Source organism: Streptomyces sp. NPDC002809 (assembly GCF_040295435.1).
Classification (GTDB): domain Bacteria; phylum Actinomycetota; class Actinomycetes; order Streptomycetales; family Streptomycetaceae; genus Streptomyces.
In genome coordinates this window covers 1-17,108 of the sequence record NZ_JBEOVJ010000020.1, presented here as the reverse complement: position 1 = coordinate 17,108, position 17,108 = coordinate 1, and the positions used below count along the sequence as shown (strand labels likewise).

Sequence of the window (17,108 nt, the reverse complement as noted above, 5' to 3'; positions counted from 1 at the left end):
TCCCCAGGGGCAAATCCCGCGTATGCGGCAAATCCATGATCATTTACTTCCGGTGGGACACCCGTGGAATCGCCGGTGCCCGGTGCGGGAATCACCCCTCGGGGTGCGAACACCCCGTCCGGCCGGACGTTTTGGCCTCACCCGGCCCGCCCCGAGGCGGGCCGCACCGCGGCCGGGCGTACGCTGCCGCACCATGAGCAACAAACCGTTGAACTCCGCAACGAAGACGGCCGTGGTCACGGGCGCGGGCTCCGGAATCGGCCGCGCGGTGGCTCTCGCCCTGACCGGCGCCGGCTGGTCGGTGGCACTCACGGGCCGCCGCCCCGAGCCGCTCAACGAGACCGCCGCGCTGGCCGGGCCGGACGCCCGGGTGATCACCGTCCCCGCCGACGTATCGCGCCCCGGCGACGTGGACGCCCTGTTCTCCTCCGTACGGGAGTGCTTCGGCCGCCTCGGCCTGCTCTTCAACAACGCGGGCACCTTCGGGCCGCGCGCGGTGCCGGTCGAGGACCTCTCGTACGACGACTGGCGCACGGTGGTCGACGTGAACCTGACGGGAGCGTTCCTGTGCGCACAGGCGGCGTACCGGCAGATGAAGGAGCAGGACCCGCAGGGCGGACGGATCATCAACAACGGCTCGGTCTCCGCGCACGCGCCGCGCCCGCACTCGGTCGCGTACACCGCGACCAAGCACGCCATGACCGGCCTCACCAAGTCACTGTCGCTGGACGGCCGCCCGTACCGGATCGCCTGCGGGCAGATCGACATCGGCAACGCCGCGACCGAGATGACGGAGCGGATGCGGACCGGGATCCTCCAGGCCAACGGCGAACTGGCCGTGGAGCCGGTGATGGCGGCCGCGGACGTGGCCCGGACGGTGGTGCACATGGCGGAACTGCCGCTGGAGGCCAACATCCCGTTCGCGACGGTGATGGCGACGGCGATGCCGTACGTAGGCCGAGGCTGACCGTTCCGTTCCGGAACGGCCCCCCGGACGACCGCAATTGACCGACCCTCATACCCGAATGACCGATGCCCGCCGGATTCGCACCCCACCCGCTCCGGCAAGCGCGTGCTGCCCTTATGCTCGCAGTTCTTCACCGGAACTCCACACAAGGAACACAGCATGCGCATACGCACCACGGTGTCTCTCGCCCTGGCCGCCACCACCGCCCTCGCGGGCTCGCTGCTCCTGGCCACCCCGGCCTCGGCCGCGAAGCACCAGGGCGGGGTGCACCTGGGCAAGATCCAGTACGACAGCCCCGGCAAGGACACCCGGTCCAACACCTCGCTCAAGGCCGAGTGGGTCGAGATCCACAACAACACCAAGGCGAAGGTGCAGCTCAAGGGCTACAGGCTCAAGGACAACACGGGGTACACCTACACCTTCCCCGCCTACAGCATCGGCGCCGGCAAGACCGTCCGGGTCCACACCGGCAAGGCCAAGAACAGCTCCGGCCACGTGTACTGGAACCGCGGCTCGTACGTCTGGAACAACACCGGTGACAAGGCGCGGCTGATCAAGCCGAGCGGCAAGCTCCTGGACTCCTGCTCCTGGACGAAGGCGAGCAACGGCACCAAGAACTGCCACTGAGCATGCCGCCCCCTCACCGGGCCGTCCCCGGTCCCGCCCGGTGAGGGGGCGGGCGGACCACGGGGAATGCCCCGGACCGCGGCACGGTTGTCCCGCACATGACTGATCTTCCCGGGACCGCGGTCCTGCGCTACACAGCCTTCTCCGCCGACCCCGAGGGCGGAAATCCGGCGGGAGTCGTGCTGGACGCCTCCGGTCTGGACGGGGCGGGCATGCTCGCCGTCGCGGCCGAGGTCGGCTACAGCGAGTCGGCCTTCCTGACCGGTCGGACCGAGGCGACGGCGAGCGGTGCGCGCGGGTACGCGATCCGCTACTTCAGCCCGAAGGCCGAGGTCCCGTTCTGCGGCCACGCCACGGTGGCCACGGCCCTGGCCCTCGCGGAGCGGGACGGCCCCGGGGAGCTGGAGTTCGCCACCGCGGCGGGCCCGGTGCCGGTCTCCGTCGTCCGCGAGGGGACCGAACTGCGGGCGACGCTCACCAGCGTGGAGCCGCACATCACGGACGTCGCTCCGGAAGACGTCACGGAGGCACTGGCCGCGCTGGACTGGCCGGCCGCAGATCTCGACCCGGCCCTGCCTCCCCGGATCGCCTACGCGGGCGCCCGCCATCTCGTGCTGGCCGCCGCGAACCGTGAGCGACTGGCCGCGCTCTCCTACGACTTCGCGCGCCTCGAAGCGCTGATGCACCGGCTGGACCTGACCACGCTGCAGCTGGTGTGGCGCGCGTCGGACACCGTCTTCCACGTCCGCGACCCGTTCCCCGTCGGCGGTGTGGTCGAGGACCCGGCGACGGGCGCGGCGGCAGCCGCCTTCGGCGCGTACCTGCGCGCCCTGTCCCTGGTCCCGGAGACCGCCGGGCTCACCCTGCACCAGGGTGAGGACATGGGCCGCCCCGGCACGCTGACCGTCACCCTGCGGGCGGGCGACGCGCGGGTGCGGGTGAGCGGGACGGGCACCCGCATCCCGGCCCCGGCGGGCGCCTGACGGACCACCCCGCACGCGCGTGAGCGTCAGCGGCTGAGGAACTTCCGGTACCAGGGTGCGTGTGCGGCGAAGGACGTCCGGAAGTCCGGCCCCGGCTCGCAGCCGAACTCCTGCCGGACGCGCTCGTCGGCGAACCAGTGGTCCACGGTGAGCATCTCGAAGTGGTGTGTGGCGTACGGGACACCGGCCAACCGGGCGCGGGCCTCGTCCAGTCCGATCTCCGTGCCCGCCCAGGGCAGTCCGAGCGTGCCGAGCACCGTGGACAGCAGGTCCGAACAGCTCACCGGCTCGGGGTGATTGACGTGGTAGACGCCGGACGGCGGCTTCGAGGCGAGCGCCGCCCCCAGCAGTGCCCGGCCCAGGCTCTCCACGTCGATCAGCGAATGGCGGGCGTCGCAGCCGGCCGGCGCCGCCTCCAGGTAGCGCAGCAGGGCGACGAGTCCGGGGATCGCCCACCTGTCCCCCGCCCCGTACACGATGTGCGGGCGCAGGACCGCTCCCCCGGCCGCCAGGACGTGCTGTTCGGCGGCGACCCTGGTCAGGCTGGTGGCGGAGGCCGGTGCGGGCTCGGCCGTGCCGGGGCGCAGTTCGGTGAAGGGGCCCCTGCCGTAGACGGAGGCGGTGCTCAGCTGGACGATCCGGCCGACTCCGCTGCGTACGGCCTCGTCGACCAGCGCACGGGTTCCGTGGTCGTTGACCGTCCGGGCGGTCTGCTGGTCGGAGCCGATCAGGGAGGCGCAGTGGATCACGGCGTCGACATCCTCGCAGCTGCCGCGGAGCGATCCGGGGTCGGCGAGATCTCCGTACACCGTCTCGAAGCCCGGCCCATCGGCCGTGGCGTCGAGCGCGGCCCGGTGGGTCATCAGGCGTAGCCGGACCCCGGGCGTCGCGCGGGCGGCGGCGGTGACCCGGCTGCCGATGAAGCCGGTCGCGCCGGTGATGAGGATGCGTGGGGTCACGAGGTTTCGCTCCGGACGTCGCCGAGCCCGGCCGGGTGGGGGTCCGGCGAGCGGAGGGTGCAGGTGAAGGCCGGTTCGCCGTCCTGGACAGCCCGTACGAACACGCTGGGGGGCGAGACGCCGTCGGCCGGGAGCGGTGTGGCCTCGATCCGGCAGGGCCGGTCCAGCTCCACGTACTGGAGGAAGTCGGCCTGAAGATCCGTCGGCAGGAAGGCCGAACCGGTGGCGGCGTGCGCGGCCTGCCTGGCCGCCTCCAGCAGCAGAATGCCCGGCACGTGGTCGTTGGGGCGGCCGAAGAGCGTCGGGTGCCGGGTATCGGTGCGCAGCAGCCAGGTGCCCGGCTCGGTGCCGGGCGAGAGGACGACGTCCTCTTCGGAGGTCCTGCCGACCGTGCGCGGTGCGACGGCGGGCAGGAGGGGTATCGGGGTGCCGAGCACGGCGCTGCGGTGACCGCGCAGCCGCTGGTACGCCGCCGCCGAGGAGCAGCTGATCCGGCCGCCGCCCGATGCGAGCACGGTGCCGCTGCGATGCAGGAGAAGTTCGATGTGCATGGAGCCGAGGCTCCGGCCCCGGCGGCGGATCCGGGAGCAGGACACGTCCACCGTGATGTCCCAGGGATCGCCGCCCAGTTCGAGCCGCTCGGACATGGTGGTGTACCTCAGCTCCCACATCACGAAGGCGTCACCGACCGGCACACCGAATTGGTCATGGGCGACCAGCATGGTCGTCTGCCGCATGGTCTCGGCTATGAGCAGGGGGTCCTGGTGGCTGCCGTCGACGGGGGCGAAGAACCGGTGGGCGCGCGGCCAGTGGGCGGGCACCGAGAACTGGGTGTCGGTGAGCCGGACGAGCCCGGTGGGGAAGACGTCCTGCGGATCGGTCCGGTGGACCAGCTGTCTCAGCCGGTCGGGTGAACCTCCTCTGGCGCCGGGTGCCTCCCCATCGGCCTCTGCCGGAGCGCCGGAGGGGCCGTCGGCACGGCCGGCACCCGCAAAGTGCCCGACGTGCCCGACGCCCTCCAGCGACATCGAAGCGCTGCGTGAGGTGAGCTGAACCATGAAGTTCCCCCAGGAGGATCCGAGTCAAAGGGCCGAGCCGCCCCGCAGTAAGATACTGACAGCCCGGTTTTCCTTTCCAGCCAACCCCCTGTGGCACGAACCACGCCACTACGTAGAGAGAAGCTGATGGCACAGCAGGCGCGCGCGATCCAGACCCGCCGGTCGATCCTGGTGGCGGCCGCCGACGTGTTCGACGAGCGCGGCTACAGCAGCGCCACCATCAGCGAGATTCTGGCACGCGCGGGGGCGACCAAGGGCGCACTGTATTTCCACTTTGCCTCGAAGGAGGACCTCGCGCTCGGGGTGATGGACATACAGCTGCACAGCGATCCGCTGCCGCCCCAGCTGACGAAGCTCCAGGAACTGGTGGACCAGGGCATGCTCCTCGCCCACCGTCTGCGCCATGAGCCGCTGGTCCGTGCCAGCGTCGGCCTGGCCATGGACCAGGCCGTGGAGGGCCTCGACCGCGGCACACCTTTTCGCGCCTGGATAGACCGGCTCGAACACCTCCTCGTGACCGCCAAGGCTCAGGGCGAGCTGCTGCCTCACGTCGATCCCAGCGAGGCGGCCGAGATGCTGGCGGGATCCTTCTCGGGCATCCAGGTGATGTCCCAGGTCCTGTCCAACCGCGAGGACCTGGGCCGGCGGATCTCGGTCCTGCTGCATTACGTCCTGCCGAGCATCTCGACGCCGGCCGTCCTGGCCACGCTGGACATGGCCGAAGATCGCGGTGAGCGTCTGCTCCGCAGCGTCGAAAACGTACCCAGCCAGGCCGGCGCCCCCAACTAGGCGTCCGCGACGGCCTCTTACCCACCGGAATCAGACCGGCCGGTCTGTTACGGCCCGCCGAAAATACCGTGCGCGGCACCTGGATGCCGATGCGCACCCGGCCGTCCGGCTCCCCGCCCCGTAAACTCGGTTGCTCACCGTCGGCCACCGACAGGAGTCACCGATGCCGGCCCGCCGCGTCGTCCCGAACATCCCGATCGACACGGGTGCCGAAAGCGGTGACGCCCCCGAAGCCATGCGGGCCAACGCCGTCTTCTACGGGCGTCTGGGCTTCCAAGAGGTCATGAACCACGGATGGATCATGACGCTCGCCTCCCCCTCCCACCCCACGGCCCAGATCAGCATCATGACCGCCGACAGAACCGGCCCCGTCACCCCTGACCTGAGCGTGGAGGTGGAGGACGTGGACGCGGTGTACGCGGCGGTGGTGGAGGGTGGCGCGGAGATCGTCTACGGCCCGGCCGACGAGGAGTGGGGCGTGCGCCGCTTCTTCGTACGCGATCCGAACGGGCGCGTCGTCAACGTCCTGAGCCATCGCTGATCCGGGCGGGGGCAGAGGCACACGCACCTCCCCGCTCCTGGAACCTCCCGGCAGGCTTCCGGCCGAGGGCTCTTCCGGCCGAGGGCTCCGGCCGAGGGCTCGGGGCCGGGGGCCGGGGCCGGGGCGGTGCCACGCCCACGCCGCTGCGGCTCAGTCCACAGCGGAGAGGGTCATCCGGACGTCGATGTGCGTCAATGCCTGCTGCGGAGGCGGCAGCGGGTGCGGCCCTCGCAGGAGGGGCGGCAGACGAGTCGGGCTGTACGCCGGGTTCTGTCGCCCGGTCGCCTCGCGGCGGCCGGGGAGACGGCCATCCATCTAGGACCGGCATTGCTGCCGGTCTCGTGCGGTCTACCCGCGAACTCGGGCGGGCCGCCCTCGAACGTTCGCGCAGAGCCGTCTTGCGACGACCCCTCTTGACCTTGCTCCGGGTGGGGTTTACCTAGCCGCCTGAGTCGCCTCAGGCGCTGGTGGTCTCTTACACCACCGTTTCACCCTTACCGGGGACCGAAGTCCCAGGCGGTCTGTTTTCTGTGGCACTGTCCCGCGGGTCACCCCGGGTGGCCGTTAGCCATCACCCTGCCCTGTGGAGCCCGGACGTTCCTCGGGAGGATCCGAAGATCCTCACGCGGCCGTCCGCCCGGCTCGTCTGCCGTGGCGACCATGCTACCCGCCCGGCGGGGGCCGCCGGACAGGGCGGGAGATGGGAGTCGTTCCCCCGATCGTGGCAGGACGGCACGCAGCTGTCATAGGCGGACCGAGGCGAAGGCCGCGATGCCCGCCGTCCAGGCCGCCGCGACGTCGGAGTCCGTGGGGAAGCGGCCGTTGAGCTCCATCGTGACCATCCCGTGGGCGAAGGCCCACGCCGCTCTGGCAAGCCCCTCGTCGCCGGCCAGGGCACGGAAGAGCGGGGCGGCGGCACGTTCCTCCAGGTCCTGCGGGAGGGGGTGGCCGGTGGTGAGGCGGTACAGGTGGGGGTGGGCCAGGGCGTGGGCGCGGTAGGCGGTGGCCAGGGCGGGGAAGGAGCCCGGGGCCGCGGCCTCGGCCGCTTCGAGTACCCCGGAGGTCTCCCGGAGCATCGCGTCGGCCAGGGCGTTCACGACGGACGACTTGTCCGGGAAGTGCTTGTAGAGCGAGGGCGCCGTGATGCCCACGCACCCGGCGAGGCGGCGCATCGTGAGAGCCTCCGGGCCCTCCTGCTCCAGCAGGGTGCGTGCGGCGGCGAGGATCTGACAGGCACGGTCGGTGGCGGGCCGGGCCGCGAGATCGGTCATGGCGATCCTCCTCTTCCTGCAGGCTCGGGGTGCGGAGCCGAAGGCGCGATCGTACGAGATGGGGACAGACACCGCAGGGACCAGGGGGTGTGTGGCCCCGCGCCTTGACCTTGCCGCAGCGTCAGGGTTTCTACTGGCCCCATGCGCATCGGACAGTGACGGTGGAGCCGGCCGCGCCGCCGGGTTTCGTACGGCCCCTCGGCGGTCGCGGGCAGGCGCGCGCAGTCCGGTTCCAGGCGGATGACCCGCGGGCCGCGGTGGCCGCGCTCACGCGGGTGCGAACAGCACCTTCGACGATCCCGGATCTGCCTGGGTGAGCCGGACCCGTAGCCGCTCCCCCAGGGGGAGTTCGGCGGTGCCGCCCTCGATGCGGGCGACGATCGCCGGGTCGTCGATGTGGACGGTGCCGGTGGTCGGCTCCTGTTCCTTCACGTCGACCACGTACGCGTCGAAGACCGCACCGACCCGGTCCTTGAGCAGCGCCGCCTCGACGAGGTCGACGCACTCGCGCTCCACCGTGTTGGCGCGCCGGGTCCCGTCCGCCATCTCCTTGGGCAGGGCCGGCAGTGCGGTCAGAACCCACTCGGGCGGATCGCGGTCCGCGGCGGCCGCGACGCACAGTTCGGCGGCGTACCGGTCGACGAGGCGGCGCAGCGGCGCGGTGCAGTGCGTGTAGAGCTCGGCGACCGCGGCGTGCACGGCGGGGGTGGGCAGTTCGCCGTTCTCGAACACGGTGTAGCCGGCGCCGCGCAGCAGCGTGGTGCACTCCTGGAGGAACGCCGCGTGGTCGGTCCGCCTCGGGTCGAGCGACCGGACGACCTGCGCGTACGGGACGTGGTGCGGCCAGTCGATGCGCAGGGCCTCGGCCGAGCGGCGCAGCCGGGCCACCGCGCCGTCGGGGGCGACCGGGAGCGTGCGCAGGATGCCGGTTCCGGACTCCTGCATCAGCCGGGCCGCGGCCATGCCGGTGAGCAGTGAGATCTGGGCGTTCCAGCCGTCGGCGGGGAGCGTGGCGCGGTATTCGAGGCCGTAGGTGCCGTCTCGCTCCACGATCTCCTGCTCGGGCACGTTGAGCGAGATGCCGCCGCGGGCGACCTCCTGTTGCTCGCGCAGCGTGCCGATGTCCTTCAGCAGGGCGAGGGACTCCTCCGCGATGCCCGTGTCGATCCGGTGCTGCACGCCCGCGTAGTCGAGTTTGGCGCGGCTGCGTACGAGGGCGCGGCGCACCCGGGTGGCGACGGCGCGGCCCTCGGTGTCGAGGTCGATCTCCCAGAGCACGGCGGGGCGGGTCTCGCCCGGCAGCAGGCTGGCGGCGCCCTCGGAGAGCGTTTCGGGGTGGAGCGGCACCTTGCCGTCGGGGAAGTAGAGCGTGGTCACCCGGCGGTGGGCCTCGGCGTCCAGCGCACCGCCGGGGCGGACGAAGGCGGCGACGTCGGCGATGGCGTAGTGCACGCGGTAGCCGTGGGCCCGGCGTTCGAGGTGCATCGCCTGGTCGAGGTCGGTGGAGGTGGGCGGATCGATGGTGAGGAACGGCAGATCCGTGGCGTCCTCGTGCCCGGCGACTTCCGGATTCCGCGCCGCTTCGGCCAGCACGTCGGACGGGAAGCGGTCGGGGAGTGCGAGCTCTCTGCGCAGCGCGCGCAGGGCCGTCCGCAGCGGCGTGTCGGCTGCGCCGGTCATGTGGAGATGGCGGCGGGGCATGGACCGAGCGTATGGCGGGGCGGGGCGGGCGGCATCCCGGGTGGAGGGACGGACGGGTGCCCGTTCCCCGTACGCTGGCGCGAGGGGTTCGAAACGGATCCGGGCGACGCCGCGGGGATCCGTGCGCAGGCCGGAGGACCCTTTTCCGTACGTACGAAGGAGAACCGCCGTGCTCGTGCTGTTGCCGCCCTCCGAAGGAAAGGCCGCCTCGGGGCGCGGAGCACCTCTGAAGCCCGAGTCGCTGTCGCTGCCCGGTCTGGCCGGGGCGCGTGCCGCCGTGCTGGACGGACTGGTGGAGCTGTGCGTCGCGGACGAGGAGAAGGCCCGCGTGGTGCTGGGGCTCAGCGAGGGGCTGCGCGGCGAGATCGCGAAGAACGTGGAGCTGCGGACCGCGGGTGCGCGTCCGGCCGGGGAGCTCTACACCGGGGTGCTGTACGACGCACTGGACCTGGCGTCCCTCGACGCGGCGGCCCGCCGCCGGGCCGGGAAGTCGCTGCTCGTCTTCTCCGGACTGTGGGGCGCGGTGCGGGTGGGCGACCGGATTCCGCCGTACCGCTGCTCGATGGGGGTGAAGCTGCCGGGGCTGGGCGCTCTCGGGGCGTTCTGGCGCGAACCGATGGCGGAGGTCATGCCGGAGGCGGCAGGGGACGGCCTTGTCCTGGACCTGCGGTCGTCCGCCTACGCGGCGGCGTGGAAGCCGAAGGGTGCGGTGGCCGATCGCACGGCGAGCGTGCGGGTGCTCCACTCCCAGCTGGTGGACGGGGTGGAGAAGCGGTCGGTGGTCAGCCACTTCAACAAGGCGACGAAGGGCCGGATGGTCCGCGATCTGCTGCAGGCGGGCGCCCGGCCGAAGGATCCGGCGGATCTGGTGACGGTCCTGCGGGACCTGGGGTACGTGGTGGAGGCCCAGGCGCCCGCGCGGTCAGGGCGGACATGGGAGCTCGATGTGGTGGTGACGGAGATCCACTGACCCGGCCACGGGCGCACCCCACAGCGCGTTGCAACATGCGCAACGCTCGTTGCGTACGGTGCTGTGCGCGGGGCAGGATGAGGGCATGACCTCCTCCGTACTGGACCTTGCCCCCGTCGTGCCCGTCGTCGTGCTGGAGGACGCCGCCGACGCGGTGCCGCTCGCCCGGGCCCTGGTCGCGGGCGGGCTTCCGGCGATCGAGGTGACACTTCGGACCGCCGCCGCCCTGGACGCGATCAAGGCGATCGCTGCGGAGGTTCCGGACGCGGTGGTCGGCGCCGGCACGGTGATCTCGGCGCGGAACGTCTCGGACACCGTGGCCGCCGGCGCCCGGTTCCTGGTGAGCCCCGGCTGGACGGACGCGCTGCTGGACGCGATGAAGGCGTCGGGTGTGCCGTTCCTGCCGGGCGTCTCGACGACGTCCGAAGTGGTCGCGCTGCTGGAGCGCGGGGTCACCGAGATGAAGTTCTTCCCGGCCGAGGCGGCGGGCGGCACGGCCTATCTGAAGGCGTTGTCCGCCCCGCTCCCGCAGGCCAGGTTCTGCCCGACGGGCGGCATCTCGCTCGCCTCGGCGCCCTCCTATCTGGCCCTGCCGAACGTCGGCTGCGTGGGCGGCAGTTGGATGATCCCCGGCGACGCGGTGGCGGCCCGGGACTGGTCCCGGGTGGAGCGGCTGGCCACCGAGGCGGCTGCGCTGCGCGGCTGAGCGGAGGGCACCGCCCAGGAGTTCGGTGCCGGCCGCAACTCGTCGCGATTCGTATGCATGCTCCCCGGCAGCCGGGGCACGAGACCTCTTGCAGGCACGTGACCCGGACTCCGGGATACCCGGGCTCCGGCAGGCAATCCCCCGGCCTGCCGGAGCCGCCCCGGCCCCATCGGCCTCCCCCCGCCGATGGGGCCGTGTGCTGTCCGGGCGGCAGTGCCTACCGTAGGTGGGACGTGTCGTTCAGCAGCCGTACGGAGATGTTGCCGTCGGCGTACGAGTGCTGTCCGGTGCGGTGCCTACCGCAGGTGGGACGTGTCGTTCAGCAGCCGCACGGAGGCGTTGCCGTCCGCGTAGTAGGCCACGGTCGACACGGACGCCGCCGAGAGCTCCATCCGGAACAGCGACTCCGGCGGTGCGCCCAGCGCCAGCCGGACGAGGGTCTTGATGGGCGTGACGTGCGTGACCACGAGGACCGTGCGGCCGGCGTAGCGGGTGACGAGGAGGTCGCGGGCGGCTGCGACGCGGCGGGTGACCTCGGCGAAGGTCTCGCCGCCACCGGTGGGAGCGGCCTTGGAGGAGGCGAGCCAGGCGTCCAGATCGGCGCCGTACCGCTCCTTGGTCTCGCCGAACGTCAGGCCCTCCCAGGCGCCGAAGTCCGTCTCGCGCAGCCCTTCCTCGATCCGGACCTCCAGACCCAGCCGGGCCGCCACCGCGGCGGCCGTCTCACGGCAGCGGCGCAGCGGGGAGCTGACGATCTCCTGCACCGTCCCGCGGGCGGCGAAGGCGTCTGCGGCCCGCTCGGCCTGTCCGCGGCCGACGGCGGAGAGCTCGGGATCGGTGCCGCCGCTGCCGGAGAACCGCTTCTCGGGGGTGAGGGCGGTCTCGCCGTGGCGGAGCAGCACGAAGGTGGCGGGCGCGCCGAGGTCCGGGGCGACGCCCCAGCCGACCTGCGGGGTGGCCGTGGCGGCGGGAGCGGGACGGTTCAGCGCCGCCCTGGCCCTCGCCGCGCCGGCCGCCGCGTCGCCGGGCGGTCCGGAGACCGGCGGCAGCGCGTCGGCCACCGAGGACCTCGGGGTGTCGAGGTCCGCCGTCGAGGACGACGGCTCCCACTGCTTGCCGCGCTTGCCCGCGTCCATCGCCTCGTTGGCGAGCCGGTCCGCGTGCTTGTTCTCCGCGCGCGGGATCCACTCGTAGGTGACGGCTGACGTCGGCAGGATGCGCGCCGCCTCGGCCGCGAGCGGCTTCATGTCGGGGTGCTTGATCTTCCAGCGGCCCGACATCTGTTCCACGACCAGCTTGGAGTCCATCCGGACGTGCACCCGCGGACCGCCGCCGGCCGAGGCGTCCGGCACCAGCGCCTTCGCGGCCCGGAGCCCGGCGATGAGGCCCTTGTACTCGGCGACGTTGTTCGTCGCTACGCCGATGTACTCGGCGGCCTCGACCAGGGTCTCCCCCGTCGCCGGGTCGATGACGACCGCGCCGTAACCGGCGGGCCCCGGGTTGCCCCGGGAGCCGCCGTCGGCCTCGACGACGAACTGGCGCGGCTGCGTCATTACAGACCCGAGTCCGCGGTGCGGACCAGGATGCGGTGGCAGTTCTCGCAGCGCAGCACCGTGTCGCGGGACGCGGCCTTCACGTCGTTGACCTCGGTGATGTTGAGCTCAAGGCGGCAGCCCTCGCAACGGCGCTGGTAGAGGCGGGCCGCGCCCACCCCGCCCTGCTGGGAGCGGAGCTTGTCGTACAGCTTGAGCAGGTCCGCGGGGACGGAACCTGCGACGACCTCGCGCTCCTTGGTGACCGTCGCGGTCTCCGTGTCGATCTCCCGGGTCGCGGCGTCCCGGCGGGCGGTGGCGTCGTCGACCTTGGCCTGCACGGCGGCGACCCGGTCGGTCAGCTCGGTGACCCGCTCCTGCGCGGACTCGCGGCGCTCCATGACCTCGAGGACGACGTCCTCCAGGTCGCCCTGGCGCTTGGCGAGCGAGACGATCTCGCGCTGCAGGCTCTCCAGGTCCTTGGGCGAGGTGACCGCTCCGGAGTCCAGACGCTGCTGGTCGCGGGCGGCGCGCTGGCGCACCTGGTCGACGTCGTGCTCCGCCTTGGTCTGCTCGCGGGCGGTGTCGCTCTCCTCGGTCGTCGAGGCGACGAGGAGGTCACGGAGCTGGGCGAGGTCGGCCGTGAGCGACTCGATCTCGGCGTGCTCGGGCAGGGAGTTGCGGCGGTGCGCAAGCTGGGAGAGACGCTGGTCGAGGGCCTGGACGTCGAGGAGTCGGATCTGGTCGGCGGGCGCGGCGTTCAGTTGGGGGCTCCAGAAGAGTGGTGGGTGGTCCAGGGGTCGGTGACCTGCTTCGAGACATGGACCCGCAGGTCCCATCCGTGGCGGTCGGAAATCGCGTCGAGCTGTGCGGCGGCCTGCTCGCACCACGGCCACTCGGTGGCCCAGTGTGCGGCATCGACCAGGCCGAGCGACGAGTGCTGGACGGCCTCGGAGGCCGGGTGGTGGCGCAGGTCCGCGGTGAGGAAGGCGTCCACGCCCGCGGCGCGCACCGCGTCGAAGAGGCTGTCGCCCGATCCGCCGCTCACGGCGACGGTCCGTACGAGGGACTCCGGGTCCCCCGCGAGGCGGATGCCCTGCGCGGTGGCGGGCAGCCGGGCGGCGGCCCGGGCGGCGAACGCGCCGAGGGTCTCGGGGTGGTCGAGCGCGCAGATCCGGCCGAGGCCGCGGCGGCCGGCGGGGTCCGTGGGGTCCGGCACGAGGGGCCGCTCGACGCGCAGGTCGAGGGCGCCGGCCAGGGCGTCGGAGACGCCCGGGTCCGCGGAGTCCGCGTTGGTGTGGGCCACGTGCAGCGCGACGTCGTGCTTGATGAGGGTGTGCACGACCCGACCCTTGAAGGTCCCGGCCGCGACCGTCGTCGTACCGCGCAGATAGAGCGGGTGGTGGGTGACGATCAGCTGGGCGCCGAGCTTCAGTGCCTCGTCGGCGATCTCCTGTACGGGGTCGACGGCGAAGAGCACCCGGTCGACCTCGGCGTCCGGATCACCGCAGACGGTGCCGACCGCATCCCATCCTTCGGCCCGCTCGGGAGGCCACAGGGCGTCGAGCTCGGCGATGACTTCAGACAGACGGGGCACGAAGGAAAGGCTACCTGGCCTCCGTGCCCCGCATCCCATGGCCGGTCGGACCCGTGGCACCGGGCCGCCGGGCGGTCATCAATCGTTACGTCCCGGGGCCGCGCAGCGACGCGGTGCAGCGTCACGGGGCGCGGCTCGCGGCTCGCGGCTGAGCCCCGGGGCTCAAGGCGCAGGGCGCGACGCACGCCGCGTCCCGGGACGCGACGCACCGTCGCGCCACAGGACCCCGGACCCGGGACGCGGGCCCCCGGACCCGCGGCGCAAGGCGCGGAGGCCGGCGCGCGGGCCGGGCTACTTCACGAGGTCCGCGCGCAGGTCGTCGAGGACCAGGTTCGCGGCCGTGACGCCCAGGCCGAGGTACCAGGTCTCGTCGGAGACGTTCTTCGCCCGGCCCTCCTTGACGGCCTTCAGGTTCTTCCACAGCGGGTTGGCCTGGGTCGTGTCGCGCTTGGTGGCCTTCACGTCGCCGTACACACCGGTGAAGATCCAGTCGGCGTCCGCCTCGTCGATCTTCTCCGGGCTGATCTCCGCGGCGAGCTCGTCGATCTGCTGGTTCTCGGGCCGCGGCAGGCCGGCGTCGTCGAGGATGGTGCCGATGAAGGAGGCCTTGGCGTAGAGGCGGATCTTGTCCGGCAGGTAGCGGACCATGGAGATGGTCGGCTTCTTCGGGCCGATGTCCTCGCCCAGCTTCTTCGCGTTCGTCTCGTAGGCACCGAGCGCCGACTTCGCCTTGGCGGTCCTGTCCAGCGCCGCGGCGTTGAGGAGGTAGTTCTCCTTCCAGGTGAAGCCCGGGCGGATGGCGAACACGGTCGGTGCGATCTTGGACAGCTCGTCGTACTTGTCCGCGGCGCGCAGCTGGCTGCCGAGGATCAGGTCGGGCTTGAGTCCGGCGATCGCCTCGAGGTTGAGGTTGTTGATCGTGCCCACGTTCTTGGGGTCGCCCGCGTCCTTCTTCAGGTACGACGGGATCGCCGCGTCGCCCTCGGAGGGGGCGTAGCCCACCGGCTTCACACCCAGCGACACGACGTTGTCGAACTCACCGACGTCGAGCACGACGACCCGCTTCGGGGCCGCCTTGAGCTCGGTCTTGCCCATGGCGTGCGTGACGGTACGGGGGAACGTGCCCGCCGGGGCGTTGGTGCCGTACTCCGCGGTCTTCTTCGCCGCGTCGCCGAAGTCCTTGCCGCCCGTCGCGACCGCGGCCTTCTTGTCGGCACCCGCCTCGGACTTGCCCGAGGCGCCGGAGTTGCCGTCGTCGCTCCCGCAGGCGGAGAGGGACAGGGCGGCCACTACGGCCAGGCCGACTGCGGCAGTGCCGCGGCGACGAAGGGACATCACTTGCTCCACTCGAGGATCACACAGGTAATTCTTAGGAATGCCTAACCTTAGGCAACCGCATCCCATAGAGCACAACCACCCCCGCCCTCTCAGGCGAATCCGGGCATCGCCACCCTTATGTGTGAAGTGACGTGGCTCGTGTTGTTCGGCAGGAAGTGCGAAAACTAGCTTCGGTTGCCGGAGGTGATGAGTCGATGACTGTCTGCGCCATCGAGGACGGGACCGCTGAGGCGGCCGGAACCGGCGAGACGGTGGAGCCGGGGTCCGACGAGCCGGAAGAAGCCGGGGAGGCGCCGGCGGCGGCCGGGAGCGCAGCGGCCCTGCCGGAGCCGTTGCAGCCGCTGGGGCCGGTCGGGCCGGAAGGCACACCGGAACCCGTGGCGTCGGAGGGCCTGCTGGAACCCTTCGCATCGCAGGGCCCGCCGGAACCCGTCGCGCCGGAAGGCCTGCTGGAGCCCGTCGCGTCGGGCGGGCAGTTGGGGCCGGGCCCCGCCGAAACGGTCCTGCCCGCCTTCACGCTCACCGCCGACGGTGCCTACGGGGCACGGCTCACGGCGGCCCGCGACGTCGCCACCGGGACGGAACCGGGCGGCCCGGCCGCCCGGTACGCGGAGCGCTGGACGCTGGACGGCCCCGAGCCGTATGCCGTGCCGCTCCCGCTGGGCCGGCCGGAGGAGGCCGGCTCGCAGGTACTGCCGCTCGCCGACGGCCGGGTGCTGATCCGGCGCCGGGTCGCCGGCCGGCACACCTTCTCGCTGCTCTACCCGACCGGGCCCGGCACCGGTGAACTCCCGCTGGGCGCCGTCGAATGCGACGAGCTGACCCTGTTGCCGCCCTCGCCGGACGGCGTCAGCGCGTACGCCCTGTCGGTCGGTGCGTACTCCACCGGGCTCTGGCTGGTGGCGGGCGGCGCGTTCGGGCCGGAACACATCACGGACCTGCCGGGGCGCTGTTCCGGCGGGGTCTGGCTGGACCGGGTGGGCCGGCTGCTGGCCCTGGACCGGGAGCCGGCGGGCGGCGGCCCGGTGAAGGCGGTCGCGGTGGACCTGGGGCGTGGCGCCGAGATGACCCCCCTGCTCCAGATCGCACCGGACAGCAACGACCGGCTGCTGCTCGCCGATCCGGACAGCGGCCTGCTGCTGATCCGCTCCGACGCGCCGGGGCACGACCGGCTCGGCTGGGGCGTGCTGGGCAGCTGCCTGCCTGTGCGCTTCCCGGAGTGCCTGCGTCTGCCGGATGCCGCCGTCACACCGTTCGCGGTGCAGCCGGGACAGATGCTGATGCCGGAGAGCTGCGCGGTGGCCCTGCGGATCGACGGGCCCGCGGGCAGCTGGGCCGGGGTCTGGCGCCCGTCCGGCCGTCGGCTGCACCACCTCGGCGCGCCCGAGGGCTGGCTGGCCGGCAGCGGGGTCTGGTCGCGTGACGGGGTTCTCAAACTGCCGTACGCGAACGGGGACACAGCCTGCGCGGTGGCGCTCCTGACGGCCCCCGCAGACGTACAGCCCACCGGGCGCAGGGCCCCGGCGGGCTGCACGGAAAGCGGTAGGCAACCGTCCGCCGCCGTATCGCATCCTCCTGTGTGCAGACCCGTCCCCCTGGGGCAGGCACCGCTCGTGGGGCGTACCGCACCTGACTAGAGTTGGGCCGGGGATCTCACGCAATCGCGCACCGCGGTCGCCGACGGTGACCGTTCCCGGGCGGTGGTGCGAGGGCCCCGGAGACCAACACGCAAGCGATCACAACGGGGTGACTTCCCAGATGTCTGAGGCGCGATCCGACACGACCCAGACGCGTCCGCCGGGGGCGGACGCGCAACGGGCCGAAGCCGGCGGCTCCGGAAAGCACCGAGGGGGTGTGGCGACGGACGACACGGCAGCACAACCGCACGGCCGCCACCGCCGCCCCTCCGAAGGTGGCAGCAGGGCGGCCTGACCGCCGCCCAGGAGAATGAACGAGGGAAACGGGACGGAGGAGGGCCCCCGCAGCCGGCCGGGGGGGGGGGGGCCGGGCGGGGGCGGGGGGGGGCGGGGGTGGGGCCGGGGGTCGCGCGGGCACACGCCGCCGCGCAC

Annotated in this window: 16 protein-coding genes and 1 other RNA gene; 8 read left to right on the top strand and 9 right to left on the bottom strand. The window is 72.5% G+C overall.

All coding sequences use genetic code 11. The annotated features are described in order from the left end of the window. Window positions 1-193 precede the first annotated feature (193 nt). From ABT025_RS15000 to ABT025_RS14990, 3 genes are all read left to right on the top strand, one after another. Entirely contained in the window at window positions 194-967 is a 774-nt protein-coding gene (locus ABT025_RS15000) for an SDR family oxidoreductase (protein WP_350993900.1), read from the top strand. 159 nt (window positions 968-1,126) lie between these two features. Further along, window positions 1,127-1,594, top strand: coding sequence for a lamin tail domain-containing protein (locus ABT025_RS14995; RefSeq protein WP_350993897.1), 468 nt, complete (start codon window positions 1,127-1,129; stop codon window positions 1,592-1,594). A gap of 98 nt (window positions 1,595-1,692) precedes the next feature. Further along, window positions 1,693-2,577, top strand: coding sequence for a PhzF family phenazine biosynthesis protein (locus ABT025_RS14990; RefSeq protein WP_350993894.1), 885 nt, complete (start codon window positions 1,693-1,695; stop codon window positions 2,575-2,577). A gap of 26 nt (window positions 2,578-2,603) precedes the next feature. Here the strand turns inward: ABT025_RS14990 and ABT025_RS14985 are convergent, their stop codons facing one another. Both ABT025_RS14985 and ABT025_RS14980 read right to left on the bottom strand, forming a co-directional pair. After that, window positions 2,604-3,536, bottom strand: a complete 933-nt coding sequence (locus tag ABT025_RS14985; protein ID WP_350993892.1) for an NAD-dependent epimerase/dehydratase family protein — start codon at window positions 3,534-3,536, stop codon at window positions 2,604-2,606. Next, a complete protein-coding gene (locus tag ABT025_RS14980) occupies window positions 3,533-4,594 on the bottom strand; it encodes a ScbA/BarX family gamma-butyrolactone biosynthesis protein (RefSeq protein ID WP_350993890.1) in 1,062 nt (353 codons plus the stop codon). The genes ABT025_RS14985 and ABT025_RS14980 overlap by 4 nt, the downstream gene beginning before the upstream one ends. 126 nt (window positions 4,595-4,720) lie before the next feature. Between ABT025_RS14980 and ABT025_RS14975 the strand changes: the two genes are divergently transcribed. Both ABT025_RS14975 and ABT025_RS14970 read left to right on the top strand, forming a co-directional pair. Beyond that, on the top strand, window positions 4,721-5,383 hold the full coding sequence (locus ABT025_RS14975; RefSeq protein ID WP_350993888.1) for a ScbR family autoregulator-binding transcription factor: 663 nt from the start codon (window positions 4,721-4,723) through the stop codon (window positions 5,381-5,383). A 163-nt stretch (window positions 5,384-5,546) separates the two neighbouring features. Continuing rightward, window positions 5,547-5,924 (top strand): VOC family protein, encoded by a 378-nt coding sequence (locus tag ABT025_RS14970; protein ID WP_350993886.1) that lies wholly within the window; start codon window positions 5,547-5,549, stop codon window positions 5,922-5,924. Between the two features lie 243 nt (window positions 5,925-6,167). Here the strand turns inward: ABT025_RS14970 and rnpB are convergent. The 3 genes from rnpB to ABT025_RS14955 form a co-directional block, all read right to left on the bottom strand. After that, an RNA gene (gene rnpB / locus ABT025_RS14965) (RNase P RNA component class A) lies at window positions 6,168-6,569 on the bottom strand. Window positions 6,570-6,667: 98 nt separating this feature from the next. Beyond that, window positions 6,668-7,195 carry a TetR/AcrR family transcriptional regulator gene (locus ABT025_RS14960; RefSeq protein ID WP_350993884.1) on the bottom strand — a complete coding sequence of 176 codons (528 nt, stop codon included), beginning with the start codon at window positions 7,193-7,195 and terminating at the stop codon, window positions 6,668-6,670. Between the two features lie 267 nt (window positions 7,196-7,462). Continuing rightward, window positions 7,463-8,875 carry an RNB domain-containing ribonuclease gene (locus ABT025_RS14955; RefSeq protein WP_350994046.1) on the bottom strand — a complete coding sequence of 471 codons (1,413 nt, stop codon included), beginning with the start codon at window positions 8,873-8,875 and terminating at the stop codon, window positions 7,463-7,465. A gap of 190 nt (window positions 8,876-9,065) precedes the next feature. Between ABT025_RS14955 and yaaA the strand changes: the two genes are divergently transcribed. Further along, window positions 9,066-9,866, top strand: coding sequence for a peroxide stress protein YaaA (gene yaaA, locus ABT025_RS14950; RefSeq protein WP_350993882.1), 801 nt, complete (start codon window positions 9,066-9,068; stop codon window positions 9,864-9,866). 85 nt (window positions 9,867-9,951) lie between these two features. Beyond that, window positions 9,952-10,572, top strand: coding sequence for a bifunctional 4-hydroxy-2-oxoglutarate aldolase/2-dehydro-3-deoxy-phosphogluconate aldolase (eda, locus tag ABT025_RS14945; protein WP_350993880.1), 621 nt, complete (start codon window positions 9,952-9,954; stop codon window positions 10,570-10,572). A gap of 296 nt (window positions 10,573-10,868) precedes the next feature. Here the strand turns inward: eda and ABT025_RS14940 are convergent, their stop codons facing one another. The 4 genes from ABT025_RS14940 to ABT025_RS14925 all read right to left on the bottom strand — a co-directional run bounded on the left by ABT025_RS14940 (window position 10,869) and on the right by ABT025_RS14925 (window position 15,036). Further along, complete coding sequence (locus tag ABT025_RS14940) at window positions 10,869-12,125, bottom strand: bifunctional RNase H/acid phosphatase (RefSeq protein WP_350993878.1); 1,257 nt, start codon at window positions 12,123-12,125, stop codon at window positions 10,869-10,871. Beyond that, window positions 12,125-12,868, bottom strand: coding sequence for a zinc ribbon domain-containing protein (locus ABT025_RS14935; protein WP_350994044.1), 744 nt, complete (start codon window positions 12,866-12,868; stop codon window positions 12,125-12,127). The genes ABT025_RS14940 and ABT025_RS14935 overlap by 1 nt, the downstream gene beginning before the upstream one ends. Then, window positions 12,865-13,701: a Nif3-like dinuclear metal center hexameric protein gene (locus tag ABT025_RS14930; protein WP_350993876.1), complete on the bottom strand. Its 837-nt coding sequence runs from the start codon at window positions 13,699-13,701 to the stop codon at window positions 12,865-12,867. The genes ABT025_RS14935 and ABT025_RS14930 overlap by 4 nt, the downstream gene beginning before the upstream one ends. A gap of 291 nt (window positions 13,702-13,992) precedes the next feature. Continuing rightward, a complete protein-coding gene (locus ABT025_RS14925) occupies window positions 13,993-15,036 on the bottom strand; it encodes an ABC transporter substrate-binding protein (RefSeq protein WP_350993874.1) in 1,044 nt (347 codons plus the stop codon). Between the two features lie 197 nt (window positions 15,037-15,233). Between ABT025_RS14925 and ABT025_RS14920 the strand changes: the two genes are divergently transcribed. Next, window positions 15,234-16,676: a hypothetical protein gene (locus ABT025_RS14920; protein WP_350993873.1), complete on the top strand. Its 1,443-nt coding sequence runs from the start codon at window positions 15,234-15,236 to the stop codon at window positions 16,674-16,676. Window positions 16,677-17,108: the final 432 nt, after the last annotated feature.

Coding starts and splice junctions, on each gene's coding strand:
- ABT025_RS14975 (WP_350993888.1), top strand. CDS start 4,721: ATGGCACAGCAGGCGCGCGCGATCCAGACCCGCCGGTCGATCCTGGTG.
- ABT025_RS14925 (WP_350993874.1), bottom strand. CDS start 15,036: ATGTCCCTTCGTCGCCGCGGCACTGCCGCAGTCGGCCTGGCCGTAGTG.
- ABT025_RS14920 (WP_350993873.1), top strand. CDS start 15,234: ATGACTGTCTGCGCCATCGAGGACGGGACCGCTGAGGCGGCCGGAACC.
- ABT025_RS14940 (WP_350993878.1), bottom strand. CDS start 12,125: ATGACGCAGCCGCGCCAGTTCGTCGTCGAGGCCGACGGCGGCTCCCGG.
- ABT025_RS14955 (WP_350994046.1), bottom strand. CDS start 8,875: ATGACCGGCGCAGCCGACACGCCGCTGCGGACGGCCCTGCGCGCGCTG.
- ABT025_RS14995 (WP_350993897.1), top strand. CDS start 1,127: ATGCGCATACGCACCACGGTGTCTCTCGCCCTGGCCGCCACCACCGCC.
- ABT025_RS15000 (WP_350993900.1), top strand. CDS start 194: ATGAGCAACAAACCGTTGAACTCCGCAACGAAGACGGCCGTGGTCACG.
- ABT025_RS14970 (WP_350993886.1), top strand. CDS start 5,547: ATGCCGGCCCGCCGCGTCGTCCCGAACATCCCGATCGACACGGGTGCC.
- ABT025_RS14980 (WP_350993890.1), bottom strand. CDS start 4,594: ATGGTTCAGCTCACCTCACGCAGCGCTTCGATGTCGCTGGAGGGCGTC.
- eda (WP_350993880.1), top strand. CDS start 9,952: ATGACCTCCTCCGTACTGGACCTTGCCCCCGTCGTGCCCGTCGTCGTG.
- ABT025_RS14990 (WP_350993894.1), top strand. CDS start 1,693: ATGACTGATCTTCCCGGGACCGCGGTCCTGCGCTACACAGCCTTCTCC.
- ABT025_RS14960 (WP_350993884.1), bottom strand. CDS start 7,195: ATGACCGATCTCGCGGCCCGGCCCGCCACCGACCGTGCCTGTCAGATC.